Genomic DNA, 18,964 nt, shown 5'->3' on the forward strand with positions numbered 1-18,964 from the left:
ATGAAATATCAATTTCCAGAAAATTTTTGGTGGGGTTCTGCAGCCAGCGGTCCTCAAACAGAAGGCGTTTTTGAAGGTGATGGTAAAGGTCAAAATATTTGGGATTTTTGGTATCAAGAAGCGCCAGAAAAATTTTTTCAACAAGTCGGTCCAGATAAGACCTCACAATTTTATAAAAAATACCAAGAAGATATTCAGTTAATGAAAGAAACGGGACATAACTCTTTTCGAACATCCATTCAATGGAGCCGTTTAATTCCAGATCCTACAACAGGAAAAGTCAATCAAACAGCAGTTGATTTTTATAATCAAGTCATTGATGATTTATTAGAACACGGGATTGAGCCCTTTATGAACTTGTATCATTTTGATATGCCGATGGTACTTCAAGAAAAAGGCGGTTGGGAAAGCCGTGAAGTGGTTGATTTGTATGTTGACTTTGCCAAAACCTGTTTTGAATTGTTTGGCGATCGCGTGAAAAAATGGTTTACGCACAATGAACCAATTGTACCAGTTGAAGGTGGTTATCTCTATGGCTGGCATTATCCTGATAAAGTGAATCTAAAAGAAGGGATTCAAGTACTCTATCATGAAGCTTTAGCTAGTGCCAAAGCGATTGCCGTCTATCACTCTATGAACTTATCAGGTGAAATTGGCATTATTTTAAACTTAACGCCGACTTATCCTCGTGATGAGCACAACGAAGCCGATGTAAATGCGGCTAAATTTGTCGATGGTTTCTTTAACCGTTCGTTTTTAGACCCGGCTGTTAAAGGTCATTTTCCAGAAGATATGGTTGCTTGGGCGAAAGCAAATGACTTGTTGCCAGAAACAACGCCAGAAGATTTAGCAATAATTGCTGAAAATACTGTGGACTTATTAGGAGTAAACTACTATCAACCACGTCGTGCCAAAGCAAAAGAAACACCTGTTGAAACACGACCAGAAGGCTTACTTCCAGAAGATTTTTATGATGTCTACGATATGCCTGGCAAAAAAATGAATCCTTACCGTGGCTGGGAAATCTACGAAAAAGGTATTTATGATACATTAATGAATTTAAAAGAAAATTATGGCAACATTCGCTGCTACATTTCAGAAAATGGCATGGGCGTAGAAGGAGAAGAACGCTTTGTCAATGAACAAGGAGTCATTGAAGATGATTATCGGATTGAATTCGTGCAGGATCACTTGAAATGGGTGCATCAAGCGATTCAAGAAGGTAGTAACGTTCAAGGATATCATATGTGGACGTGTATGGATAACTGGTCTTGGCTCAATGCCTATAAAAATCGTTACGGCTTCATCGCTGTGGATTTAGATGATGATGCGAAACGGACCATTAAGAAAAGCGGTCGTTGGTTCAAAGAAATGACAGCAAATAACGGCTTTTAGAAAGAGAACCGTTTCTGTGATAAAATGAATTGATACAATGTGCGAGGAGGAAAGAAAATGACAACTAAAAGAGTCAAAAAAATGGGCAAAGAAGAAATGAAAGAGATGTTTGATCTTGTCATCTATGCTTTTAATCAGGAACCCACGGCGGAACGCCAAGAACGTTTTGAAAAATTGTTGTCACATACGCAAAGCTATGGCTTCCTAATTGATGAGCAATTAACAAGTCAAGTGATGGCGACACCTTTTCAAGTGAATTTCCATGGTGTCCGCTATCCCATGGCTGGAATTGGCTATGTGGCTTCTTATCCAGAATATCGTGGTGAAGGCGGCATCTCTGCTATTATGAAAGAAATGTTGGCTGATTTAGCGAAACAAAAGGTTGCCCTTTCTTACTTAGCACCGTTTTCATATCCATTTTATCGTCAATATGGCTATGAACAAACATTTGAACAAGCGGAGTATACAATTAAAACGGAAGATTGGCCACGTGTTAAACGAGTTCCAGGTACCATTAAACGAGTTTCTTGGGCTGACGGTAAAGAGGTCATTAAAGACGTATACCTTGAAAATCAAAGAGCGCACTCTGGTGGTGTGATCCGTGAAACTTGGTGGCTGGATTATACGCTGAATCGTGCCAGTAAACCAAATAATCAAGCGATATATTATTCGTCAGAAGGGAAAGCAGAAGGCTATGTGATTTATCGGATAGCTGCTGGCACCTTTGAAATCGTAGAATGGAACTATTTAACTAATACAGCTTTTAAAGCTTTAGCTGGGTTTATTGGCTCACATAGTGGTTCCGTTCAATCGTTCCATTGGATTAATGGTTTTGCTGGAAAAGATTTAAATGATTTAATGCCAACGCCAGCAGCTTCTGTAAAAATTTTACCTTACATGATGGCACGAATTGTTGAGTTACAAACATTTCTGGAAAAGTATCCATTTCAATCAGGAGAAAAAGAAACGTATTCTTTAGAGATTGAAGATTCCTATGGGCCATGGAATGAAGGTATTTGGACAATCACAATTGACGAACAAGGAAAAGCGACAGTGACTAAAGGTGCTGTGGAAAAGGAAGGGACTGCTGCTTTGAAAGCAGATATCCAAACGTGGACGCAATTATTCTTGGGCTATCGTTCAGCAGAGACGTTATCTTTTTATGAACGCTTGCAAGGAGACGCAACGACAGTTCAACGTTTAGGCCAACGTTTAGTCAAAGGTATGCCAATTTTAGAAGATTATTTTTAAAAGTGTGTTTATTCGCAAAAAATGACAGAACCTACTATAATAAAAATGTAAAAAGAATTATTTTAGAAAGGTGATGGGGACAATGGCGAAAACGAAACAAGAAAAAGTTGCACGCAATAATAAAATTGGGCAATATATAGCTATTGCGACAGGACTTTATTATTTAGGAAAAATGATTCTTGATCGGCGGCAAAAAAAATAATAGATAAAAGAACGACGTGTTTCACTGAAAGAAAGTATCTCGCATAATTGTTTATGCAGGATACTTTCTTTTTGTCTATTGACAGATGTAGTGAAGACTTCTAAAATTAAAACAGATTGTTCTCGTAGCTCAGTAGGATAGAGCAACCGCCTCCTAAGCGGTAGGTCGCTGGTTCAATTCCAGTCGGGAACGTAAAAAGGCAAGTAAATTTAGGGGGGAAGACAGATGGCGATTACTATAAATATTTATTATAGTGGGACAAATGGGGGTGCAAGAGAATTTGCCAAAGAAATGATTGCCAGCGGAATTGTAGAGGCAATTCGTGCAGAAAAAGGGAATAGTCGCTATGAATACTTTTTTCCAATGGACGATGAAGAAACAGTTCTGCTGATTGATAGTTGGACAGATCAGGAAGCATTAGACAAACACCACGCTTCTCCAATGATGACCCGTATTACGGAACTTAGAGAAAAATATGATTTGCATATGAAAGTAGAAAGATATGTATCAGATGTAACAGACCCCTTGATAAAAGATGCTGCGTTTATAAGAAAATAACCAGAGTGCAATCATTGATCTTAAAATTTAGTGCTAGGAACATCAGCCGTTTCGACTGATGTTCCTAGCACTTTTTATCTTGTAAGGATGAATCATTTGTTACACACGTTAAATTAAAGAAGGACCATTTGTTCTTCAGTCACAGCCGGTTCGGTTAAAATTTTGGCTTGGGCAGCTGCGAGTTTCGCAATAGGTACCCGATAAGGTGAGCAAGAGATGTAGTTTAGGCCAAGTGTTTGGAAAAATGTGATGGATTGCGGATCACCACCGACTTCTCCACATACGCCAATACTCATGTTTGGTTTAGTGCGACGCGCTTTCTCTACAGCTAATTGAATCAGTTGACCAACACCTGTTTGATCTAGTGATTGAAACGGATCTTGGGTAATGATTTTCTTTTCCCGATACGTATTAATGAATTTACCGATATCATCACGAGAAAAACCATAGGTCATTTGTGTTAAATCATTTGTTCCAAAGCTGAAAAAGTCTGCTTCTTCTGCTAACTGATCCGCAATCAGACAAGCTCTAGGTAGTTCAATCATTGTCCCGATTTCGTAAGGGAAAGGAGTCATTTTATGTTCTTCAAAGAGACCGTCAATCGTTTCTTTTAAAATGCGTTTGAGATAGAGAAGTTCTTCTTTTTCGGCGATTAGAGGAATCATCACTTCTGGATAAACAGTAATTCCTTCTTTGACTAATCGAATGGCACTAGTAAATAAGGCTGTAACTTGCATTTTGTATATTTGTGGTTGGGTCACACCTAAGCGACAACCACGATGGCCCAACATTGGATTGGTTTCTTGTAACCGTTCAATTTGTTTGGCGATGGTCACTGGGAACCGTTGTAGTTGCTTCGCCAATAATTGAATATCATTCTTTTCATGAGGTAAAAACTCATGCATCGGCGGATCTAACAAGCGGACCACCATGGGCTTGTCTTGAACTACTTTCAGCATTTGATAAAAGTCTTCCTGTTGAAAATGAAGAAGTTGCTCCAACGCATAGGTTGCTTCCTTTTCAGACTCTGCTAAAATCAGGCGACGCATTTCCAAGACACGCTCTTCACCGAAAAACATATGCTCTGTTCGCGCTAAACCAATCCCCGCTGCGCCAAAACGGATAGCAGTCTCTAAATCTTGTGTAGTTTCTGCATTGGCACGAACAGTTAAATCAGCATACGCATCTGCCCAAGACAAGAGCTCTTGAAGGTCATCGTTATTATCAGCAGAAATTGTAGGAATTTCGCCAAGATAAATTTCCCCCGTTGAGCCATCGACGGAAATGATTGTTCCTTCTAAGATGACTTGTGGCCCGCAGTGTAGTTGCTTGGTTTCTTCATTAACGGTTAAACTTTCACAACCAGTCACACAGCAAGTTCCCATTCCTCGTGCAACCACAGCGGCATGAGAAGTCATTCCGCCACGACTGGTCACAATTGCTTCGCTTACAACCATGCCTTCAATATCTTCTGGTGAAGTTTCTTGACGAACAAGAATGACTTTCTTTCCTAGATTGGTTAGTTCTTTGGCTTTTTCTGCTGTAAAAACAATTTGGCCACTTGCTGCACCAGGACTAGCAGGAAGTCCCATAGCTAAGCGTTCCATGTGTTGTCGTTTCTCTTGATCAAACACGGGATGAATTAATTGATCAATCGTATCAGGTGTCACACGCAACAGTGCTTCTTGTTTAGTAATACGATTTTCTTTGGCTAAGTCTAAAGCAATTTTAACCGTAGCTGCGGCGGTTCGTTTCCCGTTTCTTGTTTGTAAAATATATAATTTTTCATTTTCAATGGTAAATTCAATATCTTGCATGTCACGATAATGATATTCTAAAAGTTCTGCGTAATGGCGAAAATCTTGATAAACTTTTGGCATAGTCAAACGTAAACGACGAATAGGTTCTGGTGTCCGAATACCAGCCACTACATCTTCTCCTTGTGCGTTCAAAAGAAACTCTCCAAACAATTGATTTTCCCCTGTGACCGGATTTCTAGTGAAAACAACGCCAGTGCCACTGTCTAGTCCACGATTGCCGAAAACCATTTCTTGAATGTTGACAGCTGTACCTAAATCATGTGCAATATGATGTAAGTTTCGATAAACCACCGCACGTTGATTATTCCATGAATCAAAAACAGCTTTGATTGCTTCAAAAAGTTGTGCGACAGGGTCTTGCGGGAAGACCACCTGATGTTGTTCAAAAACTTCTTGGTAGCGGACAATCAAGGCAAAATGATCTTCTTCTTGAAAAGCGGTGATTTTTTTGTTTAGCTCTTGTTCCAAGCGCTCTTTTTGTTGGTCAAATAATTCTTTGGGAATGTGATAGACGACGTCTCCAAACATTTGAATAAGTCGGCGATAACAGTCAAAAGCAAAACCAGGAGAGGTTAAGGTCGCAAATTTTTTCACACGTTGATCATTTAAACCTAAATTTAAAATAGTATCCATCATACCAGGCATCGAGAAGGCAGCACCGCTGCGAACGGAAACTAAGAGAATCTCATTGTCCGCGGTAAAAGATTTGCCTGTTTCAGTTTCTAGATTTTTAACCGCTTTCAAAATTTCTGATTGTAAGTGTTCTTCAAAGAAAGTAGCATCTGCCAAATAGTCCATACAGCAACGGGTTGTAATCGTGAATCCTTGCGGAATCGGCAAACCTAAGCGTGTCATTTCTGCCAAGTTTGCCCCTTTACCACCAAGAGTCTCTTTACCTTCATTGTGTGTTTCGTTAAAAGAATAAATAAACTTTTTCATGCGTGACCTCCGTTTAATATGTGTCTTATATGTTCAATAAACATCATAATAGACGGAAATAAGTTTGTCAATAGAAAAAAATTCTTATCAATATGTTGAAAAAACAATAAATATGTGTATAATTGTAAGCGAATGTACAATTTGTTTAAGAGGAATTGAGGAGGAAATGATGAAATTAAGTAAACGACAAGAGCAAATTATCGCTGTTGTAAAAGAGCATCAGCCAGTTAGTGGTGAACGCATTTCGGACATACTAGCCGTTTCACGTGCGACATTGCGTTCTGATTTGTCTTTTTTAACACTTTCAGGAATTTTAAAAGCAAGTCCGAAAGTTGGTTATACTTACGAAAGTGATAATATGGAGGCTTTTTTCTTTTTTGATGTTTTTCAAACAAAAGTTCAGGAGATCATGAGTCCACCATTGATGGTTGCCCAAGAAACCTCAATTCGAGATGCGATTACCAACTTGTTTATGTATGATGTCGGTTCTCTTTATGTCATGGATGAAGCAAAAGAATTATTAGGGGTTTTGTCACGAAAAGATTTATTACGGGCCTCTTTAAATACAAATATTGATGGCACACCTGTTGCTGTTTGTATGACAAGAGTGCCACATGTGAAAACCTGCACACCAGAATTTACTATTCTTGAAGCTGCTGACACTTTGCAAAAATACGAAGTGGATTCTTTGCCAGTCGTTGAAAAAGAAAATCCTAAAAAAGTTATTGGAAAAATTACGAAAACGAAAATTTTAACCTATATTACGCAACAAGCGAAAGAAGCCGCACAAAATAGATAAGGGAGCTTAATTATGAAAAAAGAGATCATTGTTTATACTATTTCCGATTCACTTGGAGAAACATCACAAAAATTGTTAGCTGCAGCAAGCGCACAATATCCAGATATTTCTTTTCTTAATCGATACAATTTTTCTTTTGTCACAACAGAAGAAGAATTATTAGAGATTTTAAAAGATGCCTTAAAAGATAAAGCCTTAGTTGTCAGTACATTAGTCAGTAAACAACTAATCACAGCGGCGAAAGAATTTAGTGAACGAACAGGGTTGTTATATTTAGATTTAATGGCGCCATTTTTTGAATTAATTCAAGCGAAAGCCGGAGTAGATCCTATTGAAGAGCCTGGACGACGCCACCAACTAGATCGTGCTTACTTTGATAAAATCTCAGCGATTGAATTTGCTGTAAAATATGATGATGGCAAAAATCCTCAAGGGTTTCTTGATTCTGATATATTGTTGTTAGGCGTTTCACGGACCTCAAAAACGCCAGTCAGTATGTATTTAGCAAATCAAGGCTACCGCGTTTCTAACTTACCATTAATTCCAGAAGTTCCATTGCCGCCAATTTTGGAAGAAATGGATCCACAAAAAATGATTGGTTTAGTTTGTTCGCCAGAAACATTAGGTCAGATTCGTAGCAGTCGGTTGGCTTCCTTAGGTTTAGGTAATGAGACCAGTTATACCAATGTTGAACGGATTGAACAAGAATTAGCTTATGCTGAAGAAATTTTTGCGAAGTATGGCATCCCAGTGATTGATGTAACCGCAAAATCTGTCGAAGAAACAGCCTTTTTAATTAAAGAAAAACTAGATGAAAGAAATTAAAAAAAAACTTGGCAACCTCACTAAATTTCAGTGGAGTTGCCAAGTTTTTTATACTTAATTGGGCTTCTTTTTGTTAGTCAATATTTTTTTGATCGACAATGAGTAAAGCGATCATCACGTAGACAATCCAGCTGCTTTTAGAATAAAGTGTATAGCGGGGTTGCCATTTGCTAGCAAATTTTTCCTTGTATTCGCGTAATCCTTGGAAGGAGTAAATTTCTGAACCAAATTCATAAATTAACGCAGCAATCCGTTCTTGAATAAAACTTTTTCTTGATTGACCAACGTTGGCTAACGGAGCCATCCCTAAATTGAAATAATGAATATTTTCTGTTTTCATATATTCAAATAAATGAATAAATAAGAAATCCATACTTCCAGAAGGGGCTTTTTCTTTATGGTGACGCATCAAGTCGATGGTACCAACTTCATTTGTGTAACTAGGAATGATATTAGCGAAAGAGACCATTTCTCCTTCAGCATTTCGGACAACAGCAATTGGGTTTCTTTGAAGATACGCTTCATCGAAAAATCCTAGTGAAAAGCCTTTTTCTTTTCGATTGTCTAACCAACTATCCGAAATAGCTTTTAATTCGTGCATTTGTTCGGCACTAAAAGGAGGTTGGAGTACGTCAAATGAATAGCCGGCTTTGGTAATTTTATTAAACACTGCGCGGGTACCTTTGAATTTTTTCCCAGACATCGTAAATGTTTCTAGATTAACTAAGGCCTCTTCGCCCATTTTGATAAATTCGTAGCCGTATTCGTGTAGTAACATCACGCTGTCCTCATTGGTTTCGTAAAAGACGGGTACATAGCCGAAACGATCTGTTTCTTTAAGGAATGCATCGATCGCCGCAGGAAAATCTTCTTTGTTCCCAGAAGGGTTGCCCATCACAACGCATTTATTATTAATGGTGTTGAATTGTAAAAAGACAGTCGGTTCTTCTTTGGGATATAAGAAAACCTGTTTATCATGAAGAAAGACAAGTTCACTGTCAATATTCCCGCCATAAGTTGTTAAGATATTATGCAAGATACTATCTTCTGGAAACTCACCAACTTGGTGTTTTTTCCCTTGGAGGTAGCGAACAAATAGAAAGTTAAAACTCATAACTAAGAGGATAGCGATAAATCCTGACAACCAGATCCGTTCGGAAGGGAACAAGAAAAATTCCACAAAATGATGACGATGGTGTGGGAAGTTCGGTAAATTATAAACACCAATTACCAGGTATAACAAAGTCAATAAGCCAAAGATAAACCCATCAATCGTCATCCACTCCCAAGAGTAAACCAGTTGTTCACGGTACAATTCTGATTTTGAAAAAATAACGATAAATAATAAAATAGCTAAATAGAAAATGGAAAACATACTAAAGTCAACAACAAATGAATACAAGATAGCACCAATTAATAAAATAATCGTTGGATAATAGGCCCTTTTAACACGATCAGCAATCCCACGTCCCATAATTAATAATGCAAAGCCTAAAACAATACTCGGAATTTGAATAATAATATGTGAACGGAAGGGGTTAATATCTCTTAACCAATGCACTTGAGTGAAGGCTTCTGGAATAGTGGCTAGGAGCACCATCATAATTCCTGAAAAATAAAGTAAAACCACTTCCAGCTTGTGGGCAATTTCCAAAGTAATTTGTTTTAGCAATTGACGATAGTGAGTATCCAACTTTTGGCTTAAGTGTTTTGTAAAGAACAAACAGCCAATTAAGAAAGGAATAATATAATAGAATAAACGATAGAGCAATAACCACAAAACAATAATTTCACGATCAACACCTAAGTTGCTTAGTCCTAAAATCATCATGACATCAAAACTACCTAAAGCCCCTGGAATCATCGAAGCAATCCCAATAATCGAAGCTGCTACATATAAAGGAACAATATCAATTAAAGGAATCGGTACATCTAATAAGTAACCAATACTGATAAAGGTAATTAAAACACCTGTCCATTCTAAAAACGAAGAAACAACTAAAGATAAGCGATTTTTTGCATCGAGGTTACCAAAGGAACTATTTTTTTGGAAATGTAAAATAAGATAAAGTAATGGGAAATAAAGACCGCCACCTAATAACCAAATCCAATATTGCTGTAAATAAGCCATCTTTGGATCAAACTGAACAAGGAAAAAGCAAAGAATACTATAAATAGATAGACCGGATAACACAAAAAGTAAAATATGGGTTAACGCAGGTAAAATTTTCTTTTCCTCTGTTTTATTTCCATAAAATTCAGAACGAAGTCCCATGCTGACCAAACCACCGAATCCACCAATATTATTGATTGTATTGACAATCCAGCTAGATTCAAGGAGTTCCCGTTTTGAGACTTTCAAGTTTAAAATGCGATTTAATGTTAAGTCATAATTTAGCATCGGAGTAACGGAAACTAAACCGATAACCATCATCAATAACAATTTCCATAGCGGAATCTCATCAAAAATCTGTTTTAACTGTTCAAATGAGATCGTTTTACCAATTGATAAAAGTTGGGCAACAACAATAATTGAGACCGCAATAACAAACAGTGTTTTTAGTAATCCTGTATGCGTTTTGATCCAATGAATAATTTGTTTCATTTAGACACCTTCATTTCCTTTAAGAATTTTTCGATTGTTTTATTAAAAATATCTGGTGAGTTTTTGGCAAATAAATGACCTTGTTTATTTACCAAGACCAATTTGCCAGCAGGAATGGCATCAGCAATCGCCCGTGAATGGGAAAGCGCAATTAAATCTCGACTGCCAGTAATAACAAGAGTAGGACAGGGGATGTGTTCTAAATCTTGTTTTGTCAGTCCAGTATCTTCAAATAACAGAGCCACGATAGGGAGCCGTGCGCGCAATTTTTTTGAAAAAAAGGCGCCAATACGACAAAACCAATATTGAAAATAAGTGGCAATCGTTACATATTTTTTCAGACCAGACATGGTGACATTTCCAGAATTCAAGACGAGTTTGTTGACGAAATCAGGATATAAATGGGTAAAAACCATGGCAATATTTGCTCCGTCACTAAAACCCAATAAATTAATTTTTGTTAAGTGTTCTTGTTGTATAATACCAGCTAAATCTTCTGCCAAAAGCGGAAAAGTTAATTGACTTTGTGTATTGGTGGAACGTCCATGTCCGCGGGTATCCACCGCAATAACTTGATACTCCTTGGAGAAATAAGAAATTTGATAATTAAAAAAAGTATGATCATTGCCATTACCATGAAGTAACACAAGGGGGTAATTTGTTTCTTTGCCAAAAATTTGATAAAAAATTTGACTGCCATCTATTGTTTGAAAATATTTTTCTATTGCCATTCTCCGTCACCTATCTCATCTATAATCAATCGAGTCCTCTCTCATTATAGAGTCTTTTGTCTTTTTTTTGTAATAAAAAACAGAAAATTTTCCGAACAGTTTTGTAAGGTGTTGTAATATAGTGTGATATAGTAGAAGATAGCCACCTAAAAATTAGACTAGAGGAGGGAAAGTTGATGTCTTTAATCGTTTTAATTGGTGCCCAAGCTGTCGGGAAAATGACCGTTGGCAAGGCTTTAGAAAAGCAGTTAGATGCTAAATTACTATTTAATCATCAAACCATTGACTTATTTGCAAACTATCTTGGGTATACGGAACGTGCATTTCAATTGTCTGATTCCGTTAGAAAGGAACTTTTTCATGCCTTTGTAGAAAATCCAGCCACAAATACAACAAAAAACATTATTTTTACAGTGGTGATTGCTTTTGATCAAGAACAGGATTTTCAATTTTTAGAAGAAATATCAGAAATTTTTCTTAATAAACATGAGGCCGTTTATTTCGTCGAACTCGTCTCTTCAACATCAATCCGCCTAGAACGAAATGTTCATCCAGAGCGGCTAGAGGCAAAACCTTCAAAACGCGATGTCGATTTTTCTCGAAAAGAATTACTCAATACCTTTAAAGAACATCGATTAGTAAGCCACGAAGGTGAACTAGAAAGTACATTTCCAAATGTAAAAATAACGAAAATAAATAATTCAAACATGACACCAGAAGAAGTAGCAACGAAGATAATTGCTACTTTTGGTTTGACATAATGTGAAAGGAACATCGGAATCAATGAAAAAGTTTTTTAAATATCTCGGTAGCTTGATGGTCCTTCTTCTAAGCATAGCTTTAATTTTGATAGGATATTTAACCTTCCGAGAGTTTCGACCACGAGCGGTTGAACCAGTTGCTATAAATAAACAATTTTCAGAGCAAACCATCGAAAAAAAGCAATCCATTTCTTTAGTCACGTATAACATAGGCTATGCTGGCCTAGGACAAACAGAAGATTTTTTTATGGACGGTGGCAAAACTGTCCAACCAGTTAATAAGGCAATGGTTCAACAGAATTTAACAGGCATTGAAGAAACCTTGAAAGAATTACCAGCGATGATTTACTTATTCCAAGAAGTCGATCGTCGCTCGCAACGTTCTTATGAAGTCAATCAAGAGGAAGAATTACAAAAACAGCTACAGCTGAACAGCGCATTTGCTTATAATTTTAAGGTAGATTATGTGCCCATTCCTTGGCCGCCGATTGGACGAGTAGAAAGTGGTTTATTAACATTATCAAATGAAAAAATAACAGAGGCCAAACGCATTGCTTTACCCAATCCCTTTCGTTGGCCCGTTAGCATTAGTAACTTAAAACGAGCGCTTCTAGAAACGCGCTTTCCAATTAAAGGCACAGACAAAGAATTAGTGGTTTTTAACTTACATTTGGAAGCCTATGACAATGGGGAAGGGAAGATTGCTCAAAGCAAAAAGTTAGCTGACGTATTATCCCAAGAATACGCTAAAGGAAACTATGTAATTGCTGGAGGTGACTTTAATCAAGTTTTCAAAGGCAGTCATCGGTATCCTGACCTAGGGGAAGCTGGTTGGGCACCAGGAGAAATTGATCCAGCAGACTTACCTAAACATTTTTCACTTGCTTATGATGATCAACAGCCGACTGTGCGGGTGCTTAATAAGCCATACACTGGCTCTTATGAAACATCCCAAGTGTATGTAATTGATGGTTTTATTGTTTCTGATAATGTGGCTGTTCATAGCGTGAAAACAAAGGATGAACAATTTAAATATACAGATCACCAACCTGTGAAGATGGAAGTTGGGTTGAAATAGAAAAAGTACAAACGGTGCTTGTTGCTTGCACCGTTTGTACTTTTTATTTTATAGATAGCCTTTAGTAATAGAATGAGTGGAATTTAGCATATTTGTTGGTGTTCCTGTAAAAAGAAGCTGTCCGCCTTTTTCTCCACCTTCGGGACCTAGTTCAATCAACCAGTCAGCACTTTTAATCACGTCAATGTGATGTTCTAATAAAATTAAGCTGTTTCCTTCTTCTACCATTCGATTGAAAAGTTGAAGACTTTGTTGGATATCAATTAAGTGTAAGCCATCTGTAGGTTCATCCATTAAATAGATAGCTTTTTTTTGGTGAAGTGTGTCTGCTAATTTTACCCTTTGCAATTCGCCACCGGATAATGTTGAGAGCGATTGATTGAGTTTAAGGTAGCTTAAGCCAACTTCTAGTAAATTTTTTAATGAAAGAGCAAAAGGCTGGTCTTTGAAAAAATCATAGCCATCTTTAACGCTTAAAGCTAGTACTTCAACGATATTTTTTCCGTTATACAGATAATGAAGCACCTCTTCTTTGTAACGCGTTCCGTGACAGGTTTCGCAAACACTAGTAACATCCTCCATAAAAGACATATCGGAGACAATTATTCCTTTCCCCTTGCAAGTAGGACAGGCGCCTTTGGAATTATAGCTAAATAAAGCTGGGCTAACATGATTTTCTTCCGCAAACAGTTTGCGGACCTTATCAAAAATATTGAGATAGGTCATTGGTGTGGATCGTAAATTTGCGGTAATGCTTTTTTGTGAAAGATGAATAATTTCTTGGTTATCAGCTTGGGCTTTTTGATAAATTTCTTCCGCTAATGATGATTTACCTGAACCGGCGACCCCACAAATAACAGTCAAAACTCCTAACGGAACTTCGACAGATAGATTGTTTAAATTATGCAGTGTCGCATGTTCGATTGATAAAGACTTCCTTGCTTTTCTTGGTTGGTCGTTTAAAGGGAGCGGCTCTTGAAGCGCTTGACTAGTCAAGGTTTTGGAGGCTAAAAATGCTTCATACGTTCCTGAAAACTGGACATGGCCACCATTTTCGCCTGCGAAAGGTCCTATATCGATGATAAAATCAGCTTCTCTAATTAATTGTGGATTGTGTTCCACGAGAACCACGGTGTTTCCTTTATTTTTTAAATTGAGCAACGCACGACTGATTCGTTCGATGTCCTTTGGATGTAAGCCAGCACTTGGTTCATCTAAAATATACATAATATCGTTTAAGGCGCTGTTTACATACTTAGCAATTTTAATCCGCTGTGCTTCACCACCAGAAAGTGTTTCAGTTGCTCGTCCTAATGTGAGGTAGGAGAGACCGATATTAATTAATGCTTCTAGACGTACAAGTAGCTCTTCTTGAATATTTTTTATTAAGGAAAGGTCCATCGAACGAATAAAAGAATGTAATTCAGTGAGTGGCATGTCAACAGCATCAGCAATACTTTTCTGATTAATTTTGCAGCTACGAACACGTTCATTGACTCTACTTCCTAAACAATCAGGACATCTTTTTACGGTAACAAAGTGATTAAGGTATTTTTGATGACGTTTACCTTCGTCTGTATGCAATATGCTACGTTGCATGCGCGGGACGATTCCTTCATACAAAGCTGTATGAGGCCACTCTTTGGGTGGATTAGCTAGTTTTTGTTGTGGAGCATATAAAAATAATGCTAACTCTTCAGGAGAATAGTCCTTGATTTTTTTATCCAAATCAAATAGACCACTATGGGCATAACGCTTCCACCGCCAGTTGCCAACTGTAAATGTGGGGAAATCGATAGGCCCTTCGTTTAATGATTTGTCATAATCAACTAGCTGATGAAGATTGATTTCGGTAATCTTTCCTAAGCCATCGCATGTTGGACATTTTCCATCCGGATGATTAAACGAAAAAGTATCTGAATAACCAACAAATGGAGAACCTGCTCGTGAAAACAGCAAACGTAAAAACGTATAAATATCTGTGTACGTTCCCACTGTCGAACGAGAATTACCTGCTACTTTTTTCTGGTCAATGACAATTGCAACAGGAAGATTCTCGATTTTTTCAACTTCTGGACGACCATATTTGGGTAAGTAATTTTGAACAAATGAACTAAATGTATCATTTAGTTCACGACGTGATTCAGCGGCTAATGTGTCAAATACTAAGGAGGACTTTCCTGAACCCGAAAGTCCAGTAACAACAGTTAGTTGCTTTTTAGGGATATTGACAGAGATATTCTTCAAATTATTTTGTGTTGCGTGCTTAATTTCAATCCATTCCATTAAAAAACCTCCGTTTCTATTCTATTTTAGCATATAAAAAGAACCTAGCCTAAAAGTTGAACATTGGAATTTTCAAGAGAACTTTACTTTTTAATCGCTTTCATTTATGCTATAAGTAATACAGATTTTTTGACTGTATTAATAGATAAAGGATGTGACTTATGAAGAAGTCGATTTTGTTCAAAAAGTTAGGGATTATTTTATTAATTAGCCAAACACTGGTAGGGGTACCAATGTTGGCACAAGAAAGTATACTAGAAACAACCGTTCAAACAGAGACGGAATCAGTAACAACAGAAACCAGTCAGACTGTAGCTAACTTGGAATCTGAAACTACTAGCCAAACGGTGATGCAGGAAAAAGAATCCTCTTCGGCAATCGCCGAAAGCAGTAGCGGAAATGTGGTTGCAGTAACTACTGAAACCACAAATGAGATACAAAATAGTGATACAGATGGAAAAGCTGTTTCTGCAGAGAGTGTTTTTTCAGAAGCAGATTATAAACAAGCAACTGCACTGGAGTTAGCAACTTTAGTAAGAGAAAAAAAGGTGACGAGCGAAGAATTAGTAAAAATTGCGTTGGCCATCACTAAACGTGAAAATCCTACATTAAATGCGGTCATTACTTTACGAGAAGAAGCGGCTTTGACAGAAGCAAAAGCTTTACAAGATACAGGTCAACCATTTCTAGGTGTGCCGCTCTTACTAAAAGGGTTAGGACAATCCTTGAAAGGTGAAAGCAACACGAACGGTTTTGGTTTTCTCCAAGATCAAGTAGCTGGTGGGACATCGACCTTTGTCAAAGCACTACAAAATGCCGGATTCATAATCATTGGTCAAACGAATTATCCAGAATTAGGTTGGAAGAATATTTCAGATTCAAAGTTATATGGCGTTTCCGTCAATCCATGGAATCCTAACCATTATTCAGGCGGTTCTTCAGGCGGAGCGGGTGCTAGTATCGCCGCGGCATTTGTTCCTATTGCCTCTGGAAGTGATGCTGGTGGCTCTATCCGTATCCCTGCTTCTTGGACAGGCACCGTAGGCTTGAAACCTTCTAGAGGAGTAATCATTGGTAATTCTAATAGTGCAAAAGGTCAAACTGTTCACTTTGGTTTAAGTCGAACCGTGGCGGATACAAATGCATTATTTGAAACCTTATTAACCAAAAAAGATCTTCCTGCGGGACATTTAAGTCAAGCGCAACCCATTGCTTATACAACAGAATCTCCTGCCGGAACGCCTGTAAGTGCCGAAGCAAAAGAGGCGGTCGCTGAAGCTGTTGCTTTTTTAAAAGACCAAGGGTACACATTGGTTGAAGTGAAGCACCCTGTTGATGGGGAACGTCTAATGAAAAATTATTATACTGTAGCTGCTGGCTCAGCAGGAATTGCCGATTTTATGGCGCGGCAGAAATTGAAAAGACCGCTTGAACGAAATGATGTAGAACTGTTAACATGGGCGCTTTTTCAAACAGGAAAAAATATAACGAGTGAAGAGACAACTGCGGCTTGGACAGATATTGCTTTACAAGCACAAGCGATGGACGAATTTTATCAACAGTATCCTATCTTATTAACACCAACGACGGCTGCCACGGCACCTAGTATTGATAATCCGTTACTAAAACCAGAACATGCGGCACAGATGGAAAAAATTGATCAATTGTCACCAGCAGAACAAAAACAATTGATTTATGACCAATGGCTGACGGCGTTCACATATACACCGTTTACACAACAAGCAAATTTATTTGGACATCCAGCATTAAGTGTACCAACTTACGTTTCAAAAGAAGGACTGCCTTTGGGGATTCAATTTAATAGTGCATTAAATGAAGACCGAACATTGCTACAATTAGGTGCTTTATTTGAAAATAACCACAAGATAAATCAACCACATGTAGAAGAACCAGACAAAGACAAAGAGCCAGATGCAAGCGGCGAACCAGAAAAAGACAAAGAGCCAAATGCAAGCGGCGAACCAGAAAAAGACAAAGAGCCAAATGCAAGTGGCGAACCAGACAAAGACAAAGAGCCAGATGCAAGCGGCGAACCAGACAAAGACAAAGAACCAAATGCAAGCGGCGAACCAGACAAAGACAAAGAACCAAATGCAAGCGGCGAACCAGAAAAAGACAAAGAACCAGATGCAAGTGGCGAAGCAGACAAAGACAAAGAGCCAGATGCAAGCGGCGAGCCAGAGAAAGACAAAGAGCCAAATGCAAGCGGCGAACCAGAAAAAGACAAAGAGCCAGATGCAAGTGGCGAACCAGAGAAAGACAAAGAGCCAAATGCAAGCGGCGAACCAGACAAAGACAAAGAGCCAAATGCAAGCGGCGAACCAGATAAAGGCAAAGAAACAAAAACAAGTGAAGGACCAATCGAAGGAAAAGATCAAAACCAAAACCAAAACCAAAACCAAAACCCAGACAAATCTGGAAAAACTACTAGTGAGTCATCCTTAGCTAATTCGCTGAATTCATCAGCAAATCAGGGAACCAAATCAACAGGAAGTACACATGCTTTTTCTGATAAAAATATGATTGGGAAACAAGAACAGCTTCCCAAAAAAGTATTACCAAAAGCAGGTGCAGAAGTACCTAGTACTTTCTGGATTGTTTTAGGAGGAGCTTTCTTAGTAACGAGTGGAACGATTTATATAAGGAAAACTAGAAAACAATAACCAGTGAAGGCTAGAGACAATTTATCCCCAATTGTCTCCAGCCTTTTTTCTTTGGTATACTAAAACCAATAGGGAAATGGAGGCGAAAGTAATGAGGGCGTTTGAGAAGATTCCAGAGTTTCAGCAATGGCAAAAAGTTGAAGCTATTCACCGTGGTTGGTCAACTGATTTAAAGTTTAAAGTTACCAAAAATCAAGAAACCTTTTTATTGCGAATTTTTCAACAAGAAGAGTTATTAGCCAAACAACAAGAATATCAATTTATCAAAAAAGTAGCGGCGTTAGGATTTCCCAGTTCTAAACCTTTTTTATGTGCACCTATTCCTGAAAGTGAACAAGGATACATGTTATTAACGTATCTAGAAGGTGAAGACTTAAGCGATGTTTTACCCGCTATTTCTCCTAAAAGACAACTGAACTTAGGCGTAGAGGCAGGCCGCTATTTAAACAAAATCCATAAGCTTTTGTTGCCTGAAAGGATTAGTCAAAGAGAGATTGCGCGAAATTTATACGAAAAAAAGCAGAGCCAACTAAATAAGTATAAGGAATCTCAATTTTGTATGCCGTACCAACAGCCAATAATTTCATATTTAGAAAAACAATTACCTTTATTGCAACAACGGCCTGTAGTTTATCAGCATGGAGATTTCCATGTGGGAAATTTTATTTATTTGCCAACTAGGCAGGTCGGTGTGATTGATTTTAATCGATGGGATTTTGGGGATCCTTATGAAGAATTTTACAAGTTACAATTTTTTTCAAGAAATGTTTCGCCATGGTTTGCTTATGGTCAATTACAAGGTTATTTTGCTGGGAAAGTTCCTACCTTATTTTGGCAGTTTCAAAAGCTTTATACTTTTCACGCAGGACTCTATTCTTTAGTTTGGGCACTGAGCTTTGGTGAAAAAGAAATCAGGACTATGGAACAGCAATACCAACAATTACTAGAGGACTATAATTGTGGAGAATTACTAGTTCCCAAATGGTTTTCAACTATTCAAAGAAAGGGATTGAGATTTTAGGTTTATTTC

General features: G+C 37.9%; 13 protein-coding genes and 1 tRNA gene. 10 read left to right on the top strand and 4 right to left on the bottom strand.

The features are described 5' to 3' along the window. The 4 genes from IGJ24_RS03835 (at window position 1) to IGJ24_RS03850 (ending at window position 3,406) form a co-directional block, all read left to right on the top strand. Window positions 1–1,395 (top strand): glycoside hydrolase family 1 protein, encoded by a 1,395-nt coding sequence (locus IGJ24_RS03835; RefSeq protein WP_002355921.1) that lies wholly within the window; start codon window positions 1–3, stop codon window positions 1,393–1,395. A 57-nt stretch (window positions 1,396–1,452) separates the two neighbouring features. Continuing rightward, window positions 1,453–2,646, top strand: coding sequence for a GNAT family N-acetyltransferase (locus IGJ24_RS03840; protein ID WP_002378142.1), 1,194 nt, complete (start codon window positions 1,453–1,455; stop codon window positions 2,644–2,646). 320 nt (window positions 2,647–2,966) lie between these two features. Then, a tRNA-Arg gene (locus IGJ24_RS03845) sits at window positions 2,967–3,040 on the top strand. 33 nt (window positions 3,041–3,073) lie between these two features. Further along, window positions 3,074–3,406 carry a putative quinol monooxygenase gene (locus IGJ24_RS03850; protein WP_010777500.1) on the top strand — a complete coding sequence of 111 codons (333 nt, stop codon included), beginning with the start codon at window positions 3,074–3,076 and terminating at the stop codon, window positions 3,404–3,406. Between the two features lie 113 nt (window positions 3,407–3,519). Here IGJ24_RS03850 and ppdK read toward each other — a convergent pair whose 3' ends face one another. Then, the gene (ppdK, locus tag IGJ24_RS03855) at window positions 3,520–6,165 is read right to left on the bottom strand and encodes a pyruvate, phosphate dikinase (protein WP_002361422.1); all 2,646 of its coding nucleotides are present in this window, start codon (window positions 6,163–6,165) and stop codon (window positions 3,520–3,522) included. A gap of 169 nt (window positions 6,166–6,334) precedes the next feature. Between ppdK and IGJ24_RS03860 the strand changes: the two genes are divergently transcribed. Both IGJ24_RS03860 and IGJ24_RS03865 read left to right on the top strand, forming a co-directional pair. Beyond that, entirely contained in the window at window positions 6,335–6,964 is a 630-nt protein-coding gene (locus IGJ24_RS03860) for a helix-turn-helix transcriptional regulator (protein WP_002366401.1), read from the top strand. 12 nt (window positions 6,965–6,976) lie between these two features. After that, window positions 6,977–7,789, top strand: a complete 813-nt coding sequence (locus IGJ24_RS03865) for a pyruvate, water dikinase regulatory protein (RefSeq protein ID WP_002355927.1) — start codon at window positions 6,977–6,979, stop codon at window positions 7,787–7,789. A gap of 73 nt (window positions 7,790–7,862) precedes the next feature. Here the strand turns inward: IGJ24_RS03865 and mprF are convergent, their stop codons facing one another. Beyond that, on the bottom strand, window positions 7,863–10,394 hold the full coding sequence (gene mprF, locus IGJ24_RS03870; RefSeq protein ID WP_002358907.1) for a bifunctional lysylphosphatidylglycerol flippase/synthetase MprF: 2,532 nt from the start codon (window positions 10,392–10,394) through the stop codon (window positions 7,863–7,865). Further along, window positions 10,391–11,125, bottom strand: coding sequence for an alpha/beta fold hydrolase (locus IGJ24_RS03875; RefSeq protein ID WP_002358908.1), 735 nt, complete (start codon window positions 11,123–11,125; stop codon window positions 10,391–10,393). Before IGJ24_RS03875 ends, mprF begins: the two co-directional genes overlap by 4 nt. A 176-nt stretch (window positions 11,126–11,301) precedes the next feature. Here IGJ24_RS03875 and IGJ24_RS03880 point away from each other — a divergent pair, with 176 nt between their 5' ends. Next, a complete protein-coding gene (locus IGJ24_RS03880) occupies window positions 11,302–11,886 on the top strand; it encodes a hypothetical protein (RefSeq protein WP_010823532.1) in 585 nt (194 codons plus the stop codon). 22 nt (window positions 11,887–11,908) lie between these two features. After that, entirely contained in the window at window positions 11,909–12,964 is a 1,056-nt protein-coding gene (locus IGJ24_RS03885; RefSeq protein ID WP_002402994.1) for an endonuclease/exonuclease/phosphatase family protein, read from the top strand. A gap of 48 nt (window positions 12,965–13,012) precedes the next feature. Here IGJ24_RS03885 and IGJ24_RS03890 read toward each other — a convergent pair whose 3' ends face one another. Further along, window positions 13,013–15,250, bottom strand: a complete 2,238-nt coding sequence (locus IGJ24_RS03890; protein ID WP_289865473.1) for an excinuclease ABC subunit UvrA — start codon at window positions 15,248–15,250, stop codon at window positions 13,013–13,015. Window positions 15,251–15,411: 161 nt separating this feature from the next. Between IGJ24_RS03890 and IGJ24_RS03895 the strand changes: the two genes are divergently transcribed. Both IGJ24_RS03895 and IGJ24_RS03900 read left to right on the top strand, forming a co-directional pair. Beyond that, entirely contained in the window at window positions 15,412–17,934 is a 2,523-nt protein-coding gene (locus tag IGJ24_RS03895; protein WP_438775356.1) for an amidase family protein, read from the top strand. A 76-nt stretch (window positions 17,935–18,010) separates the two neighbouring features. Continuing rightward, complete coding sequence (locus IGJ24_RS03900; RefSeq protein ID WP_164980871.1) at window positions 18,011–18,955, top strand: aminoglycoside phosphotransferase family protein; 945 nt, start codon at window positions 18,011–18,013, stop codon at window positions 18,953–18,955. Window positions 18,956–18,964 lie beyond the last annotated feature (9 nt).

The organism is Enterococcus sp. DIV0546 (genome assembly GCF_051712785.1).
GTDB lineage: Bacteria > Bacillota > Bacilli > Lactobacillales > Enterococcaceae > Enterococcus > Enterococcus faecalis.

Bases quoted from the DNA above. Each gene is read 5' to 3' on its own strand.
- IGJ24_RS03835 (WP_002355921.1), top strand. From the start codon at position 1: ATGAAATATCAATTTCCAGAAAATTTTTGGTGGGGTTCTGCAGCCAGC.
- IGJ24_RS03875 (WP_002358908.1), bottom strand. From the start codon at position 11,125: ATGGCAATAGAAAAATATTTTCAAACAATAGATGGCAGTCAAATTTTT.
- IGJ24_RS03840 (WP_002378142.1), top strand. From the start codon at position 1,453: ATGACAACTAAAAGAGTCAAAAAAATGGGCAAAGAAGAAATGAAAGAG.
- IGJ24_RS03895 (WP_438775356.1), top strand. From the start codon at position 15,412: ATGAAGAAGTCGATTTTGTTCAAAAAGTTAGGGATTATTTTATTAATT.
- IGJ24_RS03860 (WP_002366401.1), top strand. From the start codon at position 6,335: ATGAAATTAAGTAAACGACAAGAGCAAATTATCGCTGTTGTAAAAGAG.
- IGJ24_RS03865 (WP_002355927.1), top strand. From the start codon at position 6,977: ATGAAAAAAGAGATCATTGTTTATACTATTTCCGATTCACTTGGAGAA.
- IGJ24_RS03900 (WP_164980871.1), top strand. From the start codon at position 18,011: ATGGAGGCGAAAGTAATGAGGGCGTTTGAGAAGATTCCAGAGTTTCAG.
- IGJ24_RS03890 (WP_289865473.1), bottom strand. From the start codon at position 15,250: ATGGAATGGATTGAAATTAAGCACGCAACACAAAATAATTTGAAGAAT.
- IGJ24_RS03885 (WP_002402994.1), top strand. From the start codon at position 11,909: ATGAAAAAGTTTTTTAAATATCTCGGTAGCTTGATGGTCCTTCTTCTA.
- IGJ24_RS03880 (WP_010823532.1), top strand. From the start codon at position 11,302: ATGTCTTTAATCGTTTTAATTGGTGCCCAAGCTGTCGGGAAAATGACC.
- mprF (WP_002358907.1), bottom strand. From the start codon at position 10,394: ATGAAACAAATTATTCATTGGATCAAAACGCATACAGGATTACTAAAA.
- ppdK (WP_002361422.1), bottom strand. From the start codon at position 6,165: ATGAAAAAGTTTATTTATTCTTTTAACGAAACACACAATGAAGGTAAA.
- IGJ24_RS03850 (WP_010777500.1), top strand. From the start codon at position 3,074: ATGGCGATTACTATAAATATTTATTATAGTGGGACAAATGGGGGTGCA.